The organism is Streptomyces sp. NPDC032940, assembly GCF_040636935.1.
Classification (GTDB): domain Bacteria; phylum Actinomycetota; class Actinomycetes; order Streptomycetales; family Streptomycetaceae; genus Streptomyces.
Genome location: NZ_JBEZVJ010000004.1, coordinates 79,985 through 96,948 on the forward strand (window position 1 = coordinate 79,985; position 16,964 = coordinate 96,948).

At 73.1% G+C, this 16,964-nt stretch carries 13 protein-coding genes and 1 tRNA gene; 13 read left to right on the forward strand and 1 reads right to left on the reverse strand.

The window, feature by feature from the left end:
• The first annotated feature begins 129 nt into the window (after positions 1–129).
• The 10 genes from AB0E77_RS07345 to AB0E77_RS07390 all read left to right on the forward strand — a co-directional run bounded on the left by AB0E77_RS07345 (position 130) and on the right by AB0E77_RS07390 (position 11,993).
• Positions 130–702 (forward strand): YqgE/AlgH family protein, encoded by a 573-nt coding sequence (locus AB0E77_RS07345; RefSeq protein ID WP_361566857.1) that lies wholly within the window; start codon positions 130–132, stop codon positions 700–702.
• A 30-nt stretch (positions 703–732) separates the two neighbouring features.
• On the forward strand, positions 733–1,017 hold the full coding sequence (locus AB0E77_RS07350; protein WP_171991040.1) for a DUF3039 domain-containing protein: 285 nt from the start codon (positions 733–735) through the stop codon (positions 1,015–1,017).
• Positions 1,018–1,232: 215 nt separating this feature from the next.
• On the forward strand, positions 1,233–2,531 hold the full coding sequence (locus AB0E77_RS07355; RefSeq protein ID WP_361566859.1) for an extracellular solute-binding protein: 1,299 nt from the start codon (positions 1,233–1,235) through the stop codon (positions 2,529–2,531).
• Positions 2,528–3,520: a sugar ABC transporter permease gene (locus tag AB0E77_RS07360; RefSeq protein WP_361566862.1), complete on the forward strand. Its 993-nt coding sequence runs from the start codon at positions 2,528–2,530 to the stop codon at positions 3,518–3,520. Before AB0E77_RS07355 ends, AB0E77_RS07360 begins: the two co-directional genes overlap by 4 nt.
• Positions 3,517–4,362, forward strand: a complete 846-nt coding sequence (locus tag AB0E77_RS07365; RefSeq protein WP_361566865.1) for a carbohydrate ABC transporter permease — start codon at positions 3,517–3,519, stop codon at positions 4,360–4,362. Before AB0E77_RS07360 ends, AB0E77_RS07365 begins: the two co-directional genes overlap by 4 nt.
• Position 4,363: 1 nt before the next feature.
• Positions 4,364–5,983, forward strand: coding sequence for a beta-N-acetylhexosaminidase (locus tag AB0E77_RS07370; RefSeq protein WP_361566868.1), 1,620 nt, complete (start codon positions 4,364–4,366; stop codon positions 5,981–5,983).
• A gap of 284 nt (positions 5,984–6,267) precedes the next feature.
• Positions 6,268–7,161: an FAD binding domain-containing protein gene (locus AB0E77_RS07375; RefSeq protein WP_361566870.1), complete on the forward strand. Its 894-nt coding sequence runs from the start codon at positions 6,268–6,270 to the stop codon at positions 7,159–7,161.
• Positions 7,158–8,912, forward strand: coding sequence for a 2Fe-2S iron-sulfur cluster-binding protein (locus AB0E77_RS07380; protein WP_361566873.1), 1,755 nt, complete (start codon positions 7,158–7,160; stop codon positions 8,910–8,912). Before AB0E77_RS07375 ends, AB0E77_RS07380 begins: the two co-directional genes overlap by 4 nt.
• The gene (locus AB0E77_RS07385; RefSeq protein WP_361566876.1) at positions 8,909–11,224 is read left to right on the forward strand and encodes a molybdopterin cofactor-binding domain-containing protein; all 2,316 of its coding nucleotides are present in this window, start codon (positions 8,909–8,911) and stop codon (positions 11,222–11,224) included. Before AB0E77_RS07380 ends, AB0E77_RS07385 begins: the two co-directional genes overlap by 4 nt.
• A 100-nt stretch (positions 11,225–11,324) precedes the next feature.
• On the forward strand, positions 11,325–11,993 hold the full coding sequence (locus AB0E77_RS07390) for an SUKH-4 family immunity protein (RefSeq protein ID WP_361566879.1): 669 nt from the start codon (positions 11,325–11,327) through the stop codon (positions 11,991–11,993).
• Positions 11,994–12,097: 104 nt separating this feature from the next.
• On the opposite strand, the gene AB0E77_RS07395 is transcribed toward AB0E77_RS07390, so the two are convergent.
• Positions 12,098–12,169, reverse strand: a tRNA-Cys gene (locus AB0E77_RS07395).
• Positions 12,170–12,388: 219 nt separating this feature from the next.
• On the opposite strand from AB0E77_RS07395, the gene AB0E77_RS07400 reads away from it, so the two are divergent.
• The 3 genes from AB0E77_RS07400 (at position 12,389) to AB0E77_RS07410 (ending at position 16,747) form a co-directional block, all read left to right on the forward strand.
• The gene (locus AB0E77_RS07400) at positions 12,389–13,846 is read left to right on the forward strand and encodes an MFS transporter (protein ID WP_361566882.1); all 1,458 of its coding nucleotides are present in this window, start codon (positions 12,389–12,391) and stop codon (positions 13,844–13,846) included.
• Between the two features lie 150 nt (positions 13,847–13,996).
• Positions 13,997–15,793, forward strand: a complete 1,797-nt coding sequence (locus tag AB0E77_RS07405) for a DEAD/DEAH box helicase (RefSeq protein WP_361566885.1) — start codon at positions 13,997–13,999, stop codon at positions 15,791–15,793.
• Positions 15,794–16,096: 303 nt separating this feature from the next.
• The gene (locus AB0E77_RS07410; protein WP_361566888.1) at positions 16,097–16,747 is read left to right on the forward strand and encodes a helix-turn-helix domain-containing protein; all 651 of its coding nucleotides are present in this window, start codon (positions 16,097–16,099) and stop codon (positions 16,745–16,747) included.
• Positions 16,748–16,964: the final 217 nt, after the last annotated feature.

A 16,964-nucleotide genomic window follows, 5' to 3' on the forward strand; every position in this document is an offset into this window, starting at 1 on the left:
GTCACAACACGAAGGGTCCCGCGGCGGGCACGTGCGGTCACCGCACGGGGGCGTGCGGGGGGTGCGCGTTCACTCCCGTGCCCCCGATTGCCTCCCCATGGGAGGGGAACATGCGGGATCATGTCTGGCATGACCGAGGTGTCCTCGCTCACGGGGCGGCTGCTCGTGGCAACGCCCGCCCTGGCGGACCCGAACTTCGAGCGTGCGGTGGTGCTCCTCCTCGACCACGACGAGGAGGGCTCCCTCGGTGTCGTCCTCAACCGCCCCACGCCGGTCGACGTCGGCGACATCCTGGAGGGCTGGGCGGACCTCGCCGGCGAGCCCGGGGTGGTCTTCCAGGGCGGCCCGGTGTCGCTGGACTCGGCCCTCGGTGTCGCCGTCGTCCCCGGCGGCACGTCCGGCGAGGCGGCTCCGCTGGGCTGGCGCAGGGTGCACGGCGCGATCGGCCTGGTCGACCTGGAGGCGCCCCCGGAGCTGCTGGCCCCGGCCCTGGGCGCCCTGCGGATCTTCGCCGGGTACGCCGGCTGGGGCCCCGGCCAGCTGGAGGACGAGCTGACGGAGGGCGCCTGGTACGTGGTGGAGTCCGAGCCGGGCGACGTGTCGTGCCCGTCCCCGGAGAGACTCTGGCGCGAGGTGCTGCGCCGCCAGCGCAGCGAGCTGGCGATGGTGGCGACGTATCCGGACGACCCGTCGCTCAACTGAAGCGTGTGAGCTTCAGTACCCTTGGCGTTTATGAGCACTCTCGAGCCCGAGCGCGGGACTGGTACGGGGACCCTCGTAGAGCCGACGCCACAGGTGTCCCACGGCGACGGCGACCACGAGCGCTTCGCCCATTACGTCCAGAAGGACAAGATCATGGCGAGCGCCCTCGACGGCACCCCCGTCGTGGCGCTGTGCGGCAAGGTCTGGGTACCGGGCCGCGACCCGAAGAAGTACCCCGTGTGTCCCATGTGCAAGGAGATCTACGAGTCCATGAGCGCCGGCGGCGACCAGGGCAAGGGCGGCGACAAGAAGTAACAGCCCCCTCCCGGCCGGTCCTCCCGAGGCCCTCGGAGCGTGCCCGCGCGCGCTCCGGGGGCCTTCGCGTGTCCGGGGGCCGGTGCGCCTCCCGCGTGTCACGAAGTGGTTGAGACCTCTTGTGGACATGTTCATGGAGTCCATAACCTCCGGGGTGTTGTGCAGAGCGAAACCGTCATTGCATATGTTGCAACGCACGTCCGGAGGAACACTCCATGAAGCTCTCCCCCCGGCTGGCCGTGCTCCTGGCCGCCACCGCCGTCGTCACCGCGGCCTGCGCCCCCCAGACGTCCGACAACTCCTCGTCCGGCAAGGACGAGAAGAGCGGCACGCTGCGGGTCTGGCTCTTCCAGGAGGTCAACAACAAGCCCAAGGAACAGGCGGTCGACCAGGTACTCGCCGCCTTCGAGAAGGCCCATGAGGGCACGGACGTCTCCGTCGAGTACATCCCCGTCGAGACCCGCGCCCAGCGCATCAAGGCCGCCTTCAACGACCCGAAGAGCGCCCCCGACGTCATCGAGTACGGCAACACCGACACCGCCGGCTATGTGAAGGACGGCGGACTCGCCGACGTCACCGAGGAGTTCGGCGCCTGGGACGAGGCCAAGGACACCGACCCGACCGCCCGGCAGTCGGTCACCGTGGACGGCAAGGTCTACGGCGCCCCGTACTTCGTCGGCGTACGGGCCCTGTACTACCGCACCGACGTCTTCGAGGAGCTGGACCTCGAGCCGCCCACGTCGCTGGCGGAGCTGGCGTCCACCGCGAAGGCGGTCCGCGCCGCGAAGCCGGACCTGTACGGCATCGCGGTCGGCGGCGCCTACACCTACGGTGCGATGCCCTTCATCTGGGCCAACGGCGGCGAACTCGCCACCGGCAAGGGCGGCTCGTACGCCTCGGCGATCGACAGCGCCGCCGCGCAGAAGGGCATCAAGGCGTACACGTCCCTCTTCGGCGACGACAACTGCCCCGCCGCCAAGTGCGCCGGGATGGGCGGCAACGACACCGTCACCGCGTTCGCCTCCGGCAAGGCGGCCATGGCCATCGGCGGCGACTTCAGCCACCAGGCCGTGGAGGCCGGCGCGGTCAAGGGCAAGTACGCGGTGGTGCCGCTGCCCGGTGCCAAGCCCGGCTCGATCGCCCCGGCCTTCGCGGGCGGCAACAACATCGGCGTCCTCAGGAGCACGTCGCACCGCACCCTCGCCGTGGACCTGATGAAGCGGCTGGCGTCGAAGGAGGCGCAGGGCGAGCTGTTCGACGCGATGGGCTTCCTGCCGACCTTCACGGACGTGCGGCAGCAGGTCGCGGCGAAGGAGCCGTTCGTGAAGCCGTTCGTCGACACGCTGGCCTCCGGTACGAAGTTCGTGCCGGCGTCGGCGGCGTGGGCGACCATCGACTCGTCGCTGGTGCTGCCGACGATGTTCCAGGAGGTGGTCAGCGGCAAGAAGTCCGTGGGCGCCGCCGCGGAGGGGGCGGCGAAGCGGATGAACGACGCGTTCGGCTCCGCCGGATGACGGGGGTGCCCACCGGGGCGAGGGGTGCGGTGCGTGGGCGGGGTGCGGTGCGTCGTCGTTCCTCGCGCCCACGCGGCGGCAGCCCCGAAGTCGGCACAGCCCCGCGCCCCTTCGGGCGCGGCTCCGGCATCCCTTGGTTGTACCTCGCCCCCGCTCTCGTCGTCCTCGGCGGGTTGCTCGTCTACCCCGTCTACCAGCTCGGGCTGATCTCCTTCCTGGAGTACACGCAGGCCCAGGTCAGTGGTGGGGAGCCCACCACCTTCCAGGGATTCGGGAACTACGCGGAGCTCTTCGGGGACTCTGAGTTCTGGCGGGTGCTGTCCGCCACCGTCGTGTTCGCCGCCGCCTGTGTGGTGTCCACCCTCGCCGTCGGGTGTGCGCTCGCCGTACTGCTCACGCGAGTGCGGGCCGTGCCGCGGCTGGTGCTGATGCTGGCGGCACTGGGCGCGTGGGCGACCCCGGCGGTCACCGGGTCGACGGTGTGGCTGCTGCTGTTCGACGCGGACTTCGGGCCCGTCAACCGGATGCTGGGGCTCGGCGACCACTCCTGGACGTACGGGCGGTACAGCGCCTTCCTGCTCGTCCTGCTCGAAGTGGTCTGGTGCTCCTTCCCGTTCGTCATGGTCACCGTCTACGCCGGTATCCGGGCCGTTCCCTCCGAGGTGCTGGAGGCCGCCGCGCTCGACGGTGCCTCCCAGTGGCGGATCTGGCGTTCGGTGCTGGCCCCGATGCTCCGGCCGATCCTCGTGGTCGTGACCATCCAGTCGGTCATCTGGGACTTCAAGGTCTTCACCCAGATCTACGTCATGACGAACGGCGGCGGCATCGCGGGCCAGAACCTCGTCCTCAACGTCTACGCCTACCAGAAGGCGTTCGCGTCCTCGCAGTACAGCCTCGGCTCGGCGATCGGCGTCGTGATGCTGCTGATCCTGCTCGCCGTGACACTGGTCTACCTGCGGCTGCTGCGCCGCCAGGGGGAGGAGCTGTGAATCTTCCGCGTGCGCGTGTGCGCCGTCCGTGGCGGTCGGCGGCAGACGCCGCGGCCCTGCTGATCGCCGTCGTGGTCGCCTTCCCGCTGTACTGGATGGTGCTGAGCGCCTTCAAGCCGGCGGGGGAGATCGAGTCGAGCCGGCCGCGGCCGTGGACGGCGGCGCCCTCCCTCGACTCCTTCCGGCGGGTCTTCGGGCAGCAGGAATTCGGCCGCTACTTCCTCAACAGCCTTCTCGTGGCGGGCACCGTCGTGATCGCCTCGGCGCTCATCGCGTTTCTCGCCGCGACCGCCGTGACACGTTTCCGGTTCCGTTTCCGGACCACCCTGCTGATCATGTTCCTGGTGGCCCAGATGGTGCCGGTGGAAGCACTCACGATCCCGCTGTTCTTCCTCATGCGGGACCTCGGCCAGCTGAACACACTGGGATCGCTGATCCTGCCCCACATCGCCTTCTCGCTGCCGTTCGCCGTCTGGATGCTGCGGGGCTTTGTGAAAGCGGTGCCCGAAGCGCTGGAGGAGGCCGCGTACATCGACGGGGCGAGCCGGGCGCGCTTTCTGTGGCAGATCCTATTCCCGCTCGTCCTCCCGGGGCTGGTGGCGACCAGTGTCTTCTCCTTCATCTCGACCTGGAACGACTTCCTGTTCGCCAAGTCGTTCATCATCAGCGACACGTCGCAGTCGACGCTGCCGATGGCGCTGCTGGTCTTCTACAAACCGGACGACCCCGACTGGGGCGGGGTCATGGCGGCCTCCACCGTGATGACGATCCCGGTGCTGGTCTTCTTCGTACTCGTACAACGACGACTCGTCTCCGGCCTCGGCGGAGCGGTGAAGGACTGACATGACCGACCTGATTCCGAAGCCGCGCGCCGTCGAGGGCCCCATGCGGTGTGCCGTCCTGCTCGACGGCGACACCACCCTGTGGGCCGCTCCCGGTACCGAGACCACGGAACGCTGGCTGCGCGCCACGCTCGGCGCCGCCTTCGCGCTGCCCCTGCGGCCGGGGGAGCGGGACGACGCCGGCGTCCGGCTGCTGCTGGACGACGCGCTGGAGCCGGAGGCGTACCGGCTGAGCGTGGTCCGCGACCGGTGCGTCGAGATCCGCGGCGGCGGCCCCGCGGGCGTCTTCTGGGGCGCCCAGACCCTGCGCCAGCTGCTCGGGCCCGAGGCCTTCCGCCGGGCGCCCGTGCGCCCCGGCCCCGCCCCCGGCATTGCGCACCAGATCGTCGAGGACGCGCCCCGCTTCCGCTGGCGCGGCATGATGCTGGACGTCGCCCGGCACTTCATGCCCAAGGAAGGCGTCCTGCGCTACCTGGACCTGATGGCCGCCCACAAACTCAACGTCCTGCACTTCCACCTGACGGACGACCAGGGCTGGCGGATCGAGATCAAGCGGTATCCGAAACTCACCGAGACCGGATCCTGGCGGGCCCGCACCAAATACGGGCACCGTGCGTCCCCGCTGTGGGAGGACAAGCCGCACGGCGGCTTCTACACCCAGGACGACATCCGCGAGATCGTCGCCTACGCCGCCGAACGGCACATCACCGTCGTCCCCGAAATCGACGTACCCGGGCACTCGCAGGCCGCCATCGCCGCGTATCCGGAACTCGGCAACACCGACGTCGTCGACACCGCCTCGCTCACCGTCTGGGACACCTGGGGCGTCTGCGAGAACGTCCTCGCGCCCACGGACGGAACGCTGCGTTTCTACGAGGGCGTCTTCGAGGAACTCCTCGAACTCTTCCCCTCCGAGTTCGTGCACATCGGCGGCGACGAATGCCCCAAGGAGCAGTGGCGGCGCTCGCCCGCCGCGCAGGAACGCATCGAGGAACTCGGGCTCGCCGGTGAGGACGAACTCCAGTCCTGGTTCATCAAGCACTTCGACCGCTGGCTGACCGCGCGCGGGCGTCGGCTCATCGGCTGGGACGAGATCCTGGAGGGCGGCCTGGCCGAGGGTGCGGCCGTGTCGTCCTGGCGCGGATACGCCGGCGGGGTCGCCGCCGCGCGCGCGGGACACGACGTGGTGATGTGCCCCGAGCAGCAGGTGTACCTGGACCACCGGCAGGACGCCGGCGAGGACGAACCCGTGCCGATCGGTTTCGTCCGCACCCTGGAGGACGTCTACCGGTTCGAGCCGGTTCCAACGGAGTTGACGCCCGAGGAGTCCGCACATGTGCTCGGCGCCCAGGCGAACGTGTGGACCGAGGTGATGGAGAACCAGGCCCGTGTCGACTACCAGGTCTTCCCGCGGCTCGCCGCCTTCGCGGAGGTCGCCTGGAGCGCCCTGCCCGCCCCGGGCGAACGGGACTTCGCCGGCTTCGAGCGGCGGATGACCGCCCACTACCGGCGCCTGGACGCCCTGGGCGTCGCCTACCGCCCGCCCGCCGGTCCCCTGCCCTGGCAGCGCCGGCCGGGTGTGCTCGGCCGGCCGATCGACGGACCGCCGCCGAACAAGTAGCCCCGCCGGACGAGTACCGTCACCGGACGAGTACCGCCGTCGGAGAACTGAGGGAAAAGCCCTGAACCGCCACTGAAGAGTGGCAACTCGCGCGCACCGGAGGCCAACGGGAAACCCGGGCGAAAACGGGCCATCTCGTCGGTGAGGTGGGCGAATGCCTCCTAGCGGACCCCCGCGTTCGGGCCCTGCGAAGATGTGCCAGAGTTGCCACGTCCGCCCTGTCAGGTCGTACCGTACGGCAACACGGGCGGGACCAGGTGGGACAGCGGGAAGGGGCAGTCGGTTTGACCACGCACGCACCGCAGGCGGCGCAGGCCGTCACGCTGCCCACGACCCTGGACGAGGCCGTGGCGGCGCTCGCGGCCATGCCCGCCGCCGTGCCGGTGGCGGGCGGCACCGACCTGATGGCCGCCGTGAACTCCGGGCAGCTCAGGCCCGCCGCGCTGGTCGGCCTCGGCCGCATCAGCGAGATCCGCGGCTGGCAGTACCAGGACGGGCACGCGCTGCTCGGCGCCGGGCTCACGCACGCGCGCATGGGTCGCCCCGACTTCGCCGCCCTCATCCCGGCGCTCGCCGCCGCCGCGCGCGCCGCAGGCCCGCCGCAGATCCGCAACGCGGGCACGCTCGGCGGCAACATCGCCTCCGCCGCCCCCACCGGGGACGCGCTGCCCGTGCTGGCCGCGCTGGAGGCGACCCTGATCATCGCGGGCCCGGGCGGGGCCCGCCGCGAGATGCCGGTCTCGCACCTGCTGGCCGGCATGGAGATGCTCCGCGCGGGCGAGCTCATCGGCTACGTGCGCGTGCCGCTGCTGCACGCCCCGCAGGTCTTCCTGAAGGCGACCGGCCGGACCGGCCCCGGCCGTGCGCTGGCGTCCGTGTCCCTGGTCCTCGACCCCGCCCGGCGCGGCGTGCGCTGCGCGGTCGGCGCCATCGCACCGATGCCGCTGCGGCCCCTGGAGGCCGAGCAGTGGGTGGCGTCGCTCATCGACTGGGACAACGGCCGCGCGATCGTCCCGGAGGCGCTGGCCGCCTTCGGCGAGTACGTCGCCGCCGCCTGCATCCCCGACGCGGCCCCGGCCGAGGACGGCTCCGTGCCGCAGCTCCCGCCAGCCGTACTGCACCTGCGGCGCACCGTCGCCGCGCTGGCCCGACGAGCACTGGGGAGGGCGCTGTCGTGACCGACGACCAGCACGACGACCGCCACGGACAGGGCACGCCCCCGAGCGGCGGACGCTGGGACCCGCTGCCCCAGGGCGACTACGACGACGGCGCGACGGCCTTCGTGAAGCTTCCCGAGGGCGGCATCGACGCGCTGCTGGCCTCGGCCGACAGCCCGCTCGCCGCGCCCGGGCACGGCTATGTGCCGCCGCAGATCACGGTCGCGCCCGCCACCACCGCAGGCACCGACCCGGCGGCCACCGGCAGCTGGGCGATGCCGTCCGCGCCCGTCGACGGCGCACAGTGGCACGTCCCGGACGCCGGGCACGCCCCTCAGGAGCATCCCGGGCAGGCCGCGCAGGAGCACCCCGGGCAGGCCGCGCAGGAGCACCCCGGGCACCAGGAGCACTCCGGGTACGCGCAGCAGGACCCCTACGGGCAGGCCGCGGCGTACGGCACGGAGACCGGGCACGGCGACGGGTTCACGTACCACCCGGGCGCGACCGGCCAGTGGGACTTCTCCGACGCCGTGGAGCACGCGTCACCGGCCGACGAGGCGGGGCACGAGGCGCCCGGCCAGGACGTCACCGGGCAGTGGTCCATCCCCGTCGCCGACGGCGACCTCCCGGACGAGTCGGGCGAGTTCACCACGTCGTCGCTGGCCGAGCAGTGGGGCGGCACCGCGCCGGCCACCCTGCCCGGCGGCGCACCGGCGCCCTGGGCGAACCAGCCGTGGGCCCAGGGACCGGCCGAGCCGGAGCGGGCCGACGAGGAGCCGGCCCCGGCGGAGCCGCCGGCCTCTGCCGAGGAGGCGGGCCCCGACGAGGGCCCGGCGCACGACGCACCCGGCCAGGCCCCCACCGGCGCGGCGCAGGAGGCCGAGGAGGCCCCTGAGGGCGTCGCTGAGCCCCCCGCGGCACCCACCGGCGACGAGGAGACGGCACCCGGACCGGAGGCCGCCGAGGAGCCCGCCGGCGACCCGGCCGCGCACGAGGCGGAGGACGACCCGCGCCAGGAACCCCGGGCGGACGCCACCGACGCGGCCGAGGCCACCGACACGGCCGACGCCGGCGAGCCCGCCCCCGCCGCCCCGCACGACGAACACCCCCTCGCCTCCTACGTGCTCCGCGTCAACGGCGCCGACCGCCCCGTCACCGACGCCTGGATCGGCGAGTCCCTGCTGTACGTGCTGCGGGAACGCCTCGGCCTCGCCGGCGCCAAGGACGGCTGCTCGCAGGGCGAGTGCGGGGCCTGCAACGTCCAGGTCGACGGACGGCTCGTCGCCTCCTGCCTGGTCCCGGCCGTCACCGCCGCCGGCAGCGAGGTGCGCACCGTCGAGGGCCTGGCCGCCGACGGACAGCCCTCGGACGTGCAGCGGGCGCTCGCCCGGTGCGGCGCCGTGCAGTGCGGCTTCTGCGTCCCCGGCATGGCGATGACCGTGCACAACCTCCTCGAGGGCAACCCCGCGCCGACCGACCTGGAGACCCGGCAGGCCCTGTGCGGCAACCTCTGCCGCTGCTCCGGCTACCGGGGCGTCCTGGAGGCCGTCAGGGAGGTCGTCGCCGAGCGCGAAGCCCACTCCGCAGCCGACGCGGCCGAGGCGGAGGCCGGCGAGCCCCGCATCCCGCACCAGGCGGGCCCGGGCGCCGGCGGCGTCCACCCGTCGGCGTTCGACTCCCCGGGCACGCCCGGCGCACCGGACGCCCCCGCACCGCACGACCAGCCGTACGGCGACTACGGCGACTACGGCCAGGACGGAGGCCCCGCGTGAGCAACGAAGCCGCCACCGCCGAGGCCGCGGGCACGGCGGAGGCCGTCCCCGCCGCCCCCGAGCCGGCCCCGCACGGCCTCGGCACCTCCCTGCCGCCCGCCGACGCCCGCGCCAAGACCGAGGGCACCTTCCCGTACGCCGCCGACCTGTGGGCCGAGGGCCTGCTGTGGGCCGCCGTGCTGCGCTCACCGCACCCGCACGCGCGCATCGTGTCCATCGACACCACCCACGCGCGCGAGATGCCCGGCGTCCGCGCGGTCGTCACCCACGAGGACGTGCCCGGCACCCCGCTGCACGGCAGGGGCCGGGCCGACCGCCCGGTGTTCGCCTCCGAGGTCGTACGCCACCACGGCGAGCCCATCGCCGCCGTCGCCGCCGACCACCCGGACACGGCGCGGATGGCCGCCGCCGCCGTCATCGTCGAGTACGAGGTGCTCGACCCGGTCACCGACCCCGAGCAGGCCTTCGAGGCCGAGCCGCTGCACCCCGACGGCAACCTGATCCGGCACCTCCCGCTGCGGCACGGCGACCCGGAGGCGACCGGTGAGCTCGTCGTCGAGGGCCTGTACCGCATCGGCCGCCAGGACCCGGCCCCCATCGGCGCCGAGGCCGGCCTCGCGGTGCCGCGCCCCGACGGGGGCGTGGAGCTGTACCTGGCCTCCACCGACCCGCACGGCGACCGCGACACGGCCGCCGCCTGCTACGGGCTCGAACCCGAGCGGGTGAAGATCGTCGTCACCGGGGTGCCCGGCGCCACCGCCGACCGCGAGGACCAGGGCTTCCAGCTGCCGCTCGGCCTGCTGGCGCTGAAGACCGGCTGCCCGGTGAAGCTCGCGGCCACCCGCGAGGAGTCCTTCCTCGGCCACACGCACCGCCACCCCACCCTCCTGCGCTACCGCCACCACGCGGACGCCGAGGGACGGGTGGTCAAGGTCGAGGCGCAGATCCTGCTCGACGCGGGCGCCTACGCCGACACGTCCTCGGACGCCCTGGCCGCCGCGGTCGCCTTCGCCTGCGGCCCGTACGTCGTGCCGAACGCCTTCATCGAGGGCTGGGCGGTACGCACCAACAACCCGCCCTCCGGCCATGTGCGCGGCGAGGGCGCCATGCAGGTGTGCGCCGCCTACGAGGCGCAGATGGACAAGATCGCCAAGAAGCTGGGCCTGGACCCGGCCGAGGTGCGGCTGCGCAACGTCATGGCCACCGGCGACGTGCTCCCCACCGGCCAGACCGTCACCTGCCCGGCGCCGGTCGCCGAACTCCTCCAGGCCGTACGGGACTTCCCGCTCCCCGCGCTGCCGAAGGACACGCCCGAGGACGAGTGGCTGCTGCCCGGCGGCCCCGAGGGCGCGGGCGAGCCGGGCGCGGTGCGGCGGGGCGTGGGCTACGGCATCGGCATGGTCCACATGCTCGGCGCGGAGGGCGCGGACGAGGTCTCCACGGCGACGGTGAAGGTCCAGGACGGCGTGGCGACCGTGCTGTGCGCGGCCGTGGAGACCGGCCAGGGCTTCACCACACTCGCCCGTCAGATCGTGCAGGAGACCCTCGGCGTGGACGAGGTCCACGTGGCCCCCGTCGACACCGACCAGCCCCCGGCCGGCGCGGGCTGCCGTGGCCGCCACACCTGGGTGTCGGGCGGCGCGGTGGAGCGGGCGGCCAAGATGGTCCGCACCCAGCTCCTCCAGCCGCTGGCCCACCAGTTCGGGATGTCGACCGAGCTGCTCCAGATCGCCGACGGCAAGATCACCTCGTACGACGGCGTCCTGTCGACCACGGTCGCCGAGGCGCTGGACGGCAAGGAGCTGTGGGCCACCGCCCAGTGCCGCCCGCACCCGACCGAGCCGCTGGACGAGGCGGGCCAGGGGGACGCCTTCGTCGGCATGTCCTTCTGCGCGATCCGCGCGGTGGTGGACGTCGACATCGAGATCGGCTCGGTACGGGTCGTGGAGCTGGCGGTCGCCCAGGATGTGGGCCGCGTCCTGAACCCCGCCCAGCTCACCGCGCGGATCGAGGGGGGCGTCACGCAGGGCGTCGGCATCGCGCTGACGGAGAACCTGCGCACGCCGCGCGGCCTGATCCGCCACCCCGACCTGACCGGCTACGCCCTCCCGACGGCCCTGGACGCCCCAGACATCCGCATCGTGAAGCTCGTCGAGGAACGGGACGTGGTCGCACCCTTCGGCGCGAAGGCGGTCAGCGCGGTGCCGGTGGTGGCCTCCCCGGCGGCCATCGCCTCCGCGGTCCGCGCAGCCACGGGCCGCCCGGTCAACCGCCTCCCGATCCGCCCCCAGGCAGCGGTGGTCACCGGCTGAGCCGTGCGAGGCGACGGCGGAGGCGTCCGCCGCGTCCTGCGGGGCGGCGGGGTTTCGCGCGCGGACGCGTTGTCAGTGGCAGCGCGTAGTCTCCGCAGGAGTGAGCACGGGCGCACAGACCATCTCGGGGGAGATCATGCAGACGGTGACGAGCGGGACGACGGAGGTCCGGGCGGTCCCCTCCCTGGTGACCCGGGTCCGCCTGGCGACCTCGCCGGAGGACCCGCGGCGGCCGCGGAGCACACCGGCGGGCGCCGAGCGTCCCTCCCTGTGGAACACGACCACCCTGCTGAGCTGCCTGCTCCTGACGGTAAGTCACCGCACGCCACCCGGCGCCGCCCTCCCTCCCGGCTTCCCGGACCACGACTTCGGCCGCGCCCACGTGACCCGCTTCGAGCCCCTCGACTTCCCGTCGGCCCTCACCCATGAGCCCACCCGCCGCTTCCTGACGGAGACGGGCCTGCCGGACGAGGCGCACCCCTTCCACCGGGACGCGGACGAGCTGCTGCTGCCGACGCTGACGGAGTACGCGGAGGAGTTCCCCGGACACCGGCTCCCCGCCGGCGCGGACCGGCTCATACGCCTGGGCCGCCTGACGGACGCCGGTCACGTGGTCCTCGACGGCACCACGGGCGCCGTCCTGACCTGGAGGACCGCGGAGGGCACGCTCCACCCCCTCACCTCGGACGTCTCCGCCCTGACCCTCACCCTCTGGGCCCTGCGCCGCGCGGCACTCCTGGAAGCCGTCGCGGGACGCGACGCCGCGTGACGGAGCATCCCTGACAGCGCGCACAGGTCGGCGCGCCCCGCTCGGGACGGCGGAAGGGCGGCGCCTCCTCGGAGGTGCCGCCCTTCCTTCCTGCCTTCACGTCGAGGCCGTGACGGGATTCGAACCCGTGTAACTCGCTTTGCAGGCGAGCCCCTGGGCCACTCGGGCACACGGCCGTGGTCCGGACTCCTCGCGGGGTCCGTGCCGAACTCGGTGACTCGACCGTACGGCTGTGCGGGAAAAGGGCTCAAGGGATCGGGACGGCATGCAACGCGACTGCCATGTGCCGTTCACGAACGGGCCGGACGCCGGGCGTGGTCTTACGACCAAGGTCCCGGTTCCGCCCCGTCTCCCGACAGGGGTCAAAGGTGGCTGTGGACCTTACGCTGGCCCCCATGACCGTCCCTGACCCGCGCGACACCGACGTCGCGGAACCCGCCGGCGCCGGCCCGGCCACCGAGTTCGCCGCCCCCGCCGACACCGTGCTGAGCCGCGCCTACCGGGCGCTGAGCATCGGCATCGTCTCCGTCGTCGTGCTGATCGCCTTCGAGGCGACGGCGGTCGGCACGGCGATGCCGGTCGCGGCGCGGGAGCTGGACGGGGTGTCGCTTTACGCGTTCGCCTTCTCGGGGTACTTCACGACGAGTCTCTTCGGCATGGTGCTCTCCGGGCAGTGGTCGGACCGGCGCGGGCCGCTGGCGCCGCTCACCTGCGGCATCGCCGCCTTCGCGGCCGGGCTGCTGCTGTCCGGGACTGCCGGTGCGATGTGGCTGTTCATCCTCGGGCGGGCCGTGCAGGGGCTCGGCGGCGGGCTGGTGATCGTCGCGCTGTACGTCGTCGTGGGGCGGGCCTACCCGGAGCGGCTGCGGCCCGCGATCATGGCGGCGTTCGCGGCGGGCTGGGTCGTGCCGTCGGTCGTCGGACCGCTGGCGTCGGGCGCGGTGACCGAGCACCTCGGGTGGCGCTGGGTCTTCGTCGGCATCCCGGTGCTGGTCGTCTTCCCGCTGGCGCTCGCGCTGCCCCAGATACGGGCCAAGGCGGCCGGCCCGGTGGGCGGCGACCAGGCGCCGGCCTCCTTCGACCGGCGCCGCATCCGTCTCGCCCTCGGCATCTCCCTGGGGGCGGGACTCCTCCAGTACGCCGCCCAGGACCTGCGCTGGAGCTCGCTGCTGCCCGGTGCGGCGGGTGTGGCGCTGCTGGTCCCGGCCGTCCTCGGGCTGCTGCCGCGCGGCACCTACCGGGCGGCGCGCGGTCTGCCCTCCGTGGTCCTGCTGCGGGGCGTGGCCGCGGGGTCCTTCATCGCCGCCGAGTCCTTCGTACCGCTGATGCTGGTCACCCAGCGGGGGCTCAGTCCGACGCTGGCCGGGCTCTCGCTGGCGGCGGGCGGCGCGACCTGGGCGGGGGGCTCCTGGCTCCAGTCCCGGCCCCGCCTGGAGCCGTACCGGGACCGGCTGATGACCCTGGGGATGCTGCTGGTCGCGGCGGCCATCGCCACCGCCCCGAGCGTGCTGATCGACGCCGTGCCCGCCTGGACGGTGGCCGTGGCCTGGGGCTTCGGCTGCCTCGGCATGGGCCTGGTGATCTCCTCCACCAGTGTTCTCCTGCTCCAGCTCTCCGCCCCCGAGGAGGCCGGCACCAACTCCGCCGCCCTCCAGATCTCCGACGGCCTGTCCAACGTGATCCTGCTCGCCATCGGCGGCGCCGCCTTCGCGGCCCTCGGCGGCGGCACGGTCACCCACACGGCCACGGAAGCCACCGGTTCCCACCCGGCCGCCTTTGCCGCGGTCTTCCTGCCGATGGCGGCCGTGGCCCTCGCGGGGGCGTGGGTGACGACACGGCTGCGGGAGCGGTGAGCCGGGGGCGGCCGGGGCCGTCGGGGCGGCTGTGACGTCCGTCCCACCCAGGGGTGACCCGCCCCGCCGCGGCCGCCGGTCGCCTCGGAGCGCCGGTAGGGTGGCCCGGTTGTCATACGTGGCCGAGCCGTTCTACCCCCTTCGGAGACCGTGACTACCACCGCCAGCTCCAGCACCTCGCACCACCTCTCCCCGGCCTTCCCCGGCCGCGCCCCGTGGGGCACCGCCAGCAAGCTGCGGGCCTGGCAGCAGGGGGCGATGGAGAAGTACCTCCAGGAGCAGCCCAGGGACTTCCTGGCCGTCGCGACCCCCGGCGCCGGTAAGACGACGTTCGCGCTGACGCTGGCGTCCTGGCTGCTGCACCACCACGTCGTGCAGCAGGTGACCGTGGTCGCGCCGACCGAGCACCTGAAGAAGCAGTGGGCCGAGGCCGCCGCCCGGATAGGGATCAAGCTCGATCCCGAGTACAGCGCGGGGCCGCTCAGCCGCGAGTACCAGGGCATCGCCATCACCTACGCCGGTGTCGGCGTCCGGCCCATGCTGCACCGCAACCGCGTCGAGCAGCGCAAGACCCTCGTCATCCTCGACGAGATCCACCACGCCGGTGACTCGAAGTCCTGGGGCGAGGCCTGCCTGGAGGCCTTCGAGCCCGCCACGCGGCGCCTCGCGCTGACGGGTACGCCCTTCCGGTCGGACACCAATCCCATCCCCTTCGTCACCTACGAGGAGGGCAACGACGGGATCCGGCGCTCCGCCGCCGACTACACCTACGGGTACGGCTCCGCGCTCGCCGACGGCGTCGTGCGCCCCGTCATCTTCATGAACTACAGCGGCAGCATGCGCTGGCGCACCAAGGCCGGCGACGAGATCGCCGCCCGGCTCGGCGAGCCGATGACCAAGGACGCCGTCAGCCAGGCCTGGCGCACCGCGCTGGATCCGCGCGGCGAGTGGATGCCCGCCGTGCTGCGCGCCGCCGACCAGCGGCTCACCGAGGTCCGCAAGGCCATTCCGGACGCCGGCGCCCTGGTCATCGCCGCCGACCAGGACTCCGCCCGCGCCTACGCCAAGCTGATCCGCGAGATCACCGGCGACAAGGCCACCGTCGTGCTCTCCGACGACACCGGCGCCTCGAAGAACATCGACACCTTCAGCCGGAGCACCGACCGCTGGATGGTCGCCGTCCGCATGGTGTCCGAGGGCGTCGACGTGCCGCGCCTCGCGGTCGGCGTGTACGCGACGACCATCTCGACGCCACTGTTCTTCGCCCAGGCCGTCGGCCGCTTCGTACGGTCCCGGCGGCGCGGCGAGACCGCCTCCGTCTTCCTGCCGACCGTGCCCGACCTGCTCACCTTCGCGGGCGAGATGGAGCGCGAGCGCGACCACGTCCTCGACAAGCCCAAGAAGGAGGGCGAGGAGGACCCGTACGCCGAGTCCGAGAAGGAGATGGACGAGGCGAACCGGGAGCAGGACGAGGACACCGGCGAGCAGGAGCAGTTCGCCTTCGAGGCGCTGGAGTCGGAGGCCACCTTCGACCGGGTCATGTACAACGGCGCCGAGTTCGGCATGCAGGCCCACCCGGGGAGCGAGGAGGAGCAGGACTACCTCGGCATCCCCGGGCTGCTGGAGCCCGACCAGGTGCAGCTGCTGCTCCAGAAGCGGCAGGCCCGCCAGATCGCGCACAGCCGCAGGAAGCCCGACGAAGAGGCCGACCTGCTCGAACTGCCCGCCGAGCGGCGGCCGGTCGTCTCGCACAAGGAGATGATGGAGCTGCGCAAGCAGCTCAACACCATGGTCGGCGCCTACGTCCACCAGAGCGGCAAGCCGCACGGGGTGATCCACACCGAGCTGCGCCGCGTCTGCGGCGGCCCGCCCAGCGCCGAGGCCACCGCCGGACAGCTGCGCCAGCGCATCGCCAAGGTGCAGGAGTGGGCGACGCGCATGAAGTGACACGGTGGGGTGACGATGCGACAGCGTGTGCTGGACGTTCGAGGACAAACACGGTCACTCCTCGCCGGTTGCTGACCGGATTCTGGACGGAGCCTTCCGCTGAGCGAACCGGCTCGCTACTGTCCCGCTACGCACACGCCCCGTGGCAGCGCCGCCGCGGAGCGCAGCCGTGAAGCGACTGGGCCCGGGCACAAGGCCGGGCCGTCAGCCGATCGGCGGCCTCTGAAGCGCGTGACCGACGGGACTCGGTGACGCATCCGCCGCTGAGGGGGCCGTCGACCTCACCACTAAGGAGTGGGCGTCGTGACCGCGGAGACCTCTCAGACGCTCGACCGGGGACTGCGCGTCCTCAAACTGCTGGCCGATACGGACCACGGGCTGACCGTCACCGAGCTGTCCCACAAACTGGGCGTCAACCGGACCGTCGTGTACCGGCTGCTCGCCACGCTGGAGCAGCACGCGCTCGTACGCCGTGATCTGGGCGGACGTGCCCGGGTCGGGCTGGGGGTGCTGGGGCTGGGCCGCCAGGTGCACCCACTGGTGCGCGAGGCGGCGATGCCGGCGCTGCGGTCACTCGCCGAGGACATCGGGGCGACGGCCCATCTGACGCTGGTGGACGGCGCGGAGGCGCTCGCCGTGGCGGTCGTCGAGCCGACCTGGACGGACTACCACGTGGCGTACCGGGCCGGGTTCCGGCATCCGCTGGAGCGGGGGGCCGCGGGGAAGGCGATCCTGGCGGCGCGGCAGAAGGTCGCGGTGGCGGAGCCCGGGCCGGGATACACGCTGACGCACGGGGAGCTGGAGGCGGGGGCCTGCGGGGCCGCGGCGCCGCTGCTCGGGGTGACGGGGGTGGAGGGCAGTGTGGGGGTCGTGATGCTGTCCGAGGTGGTGCCGGAGCGGGTGGGGGCGCGGGTGATGGAGGCTGCGCGGGAGGTGGCGGAGGCGTTGAGGTGACGGCGGGCGGTTGGTGACCCGGCGTGGGGGTCGGCCGGGGGTGGGTTGCGCTGCCCGGCGCTGACGGGTGCCTCCCCCAGAGGGGGACGCCCAGCGCCCACCCGTGCCGCCCTGGGGATACCTCCCAGGCCGTTCAAGGCACTGGGGGAGGCACGACTGCCCGCAGCTACGACGTGCTACGGGGGTGGCTGCCCGCAGCTCTGACGGCCGGGGTGGC